Here is a 395-nt window from a genome sequence, read left to right as displayed (position 1 = left end):
AGGCGTCGCCGCCGCAGCCGGTCCGGCGGCGCTGCAGGAAGCCGTCCGCGAACTGGACGTGCGGCCGATCTTCACCGCCCACCCCACCGAAGCGTCGCGCCGGTCCGTGCTGGACAAGATCCGCACGCTCTCCGACATCCTGGCCCAGCCGACGGCGGAAGGCACCATGGCTCGCCGGCGCCAGGACCGCCGGCTGGCGGAGATCATCGACCTGATCTGGCAGACCGACGAGCTGCGGCAGGTCCGTCCCACGCCGCTCGATGAGGCGCGCAACGCGATCTACTACCTGGAGAACATCCTCACGGACACGATGCCGGAGCTGCTCGGGGATTTGTCCGACCTGCTGGCCGAACACGGGGTCGACCTGCCCTCCTCGCCGGTGCGTTTTGGTTCCT

1 protein-coding gene is annotated in these 395 nt (G+C 69.6%); it reads left to right on the top strand.

Going from position 1 to position 395, the window contains the following annotated elements; genetic code table 11:
• A partial coding sequence (locus AC5RVV_RS18220; RefSeq protein WP_494002742.1) for a phosphoenolpyruvate carboxylase occupies positions 1-395 on the top strand: 395 nt, incomplete at both ends.

The sequence above is a fragment of the Arthrobacter sp. MDT2-34-1 genome (assembly GCF_059091365.1).
This window is presented reverse-complemented; position numbering and strand designations above follow the sequence as displayed.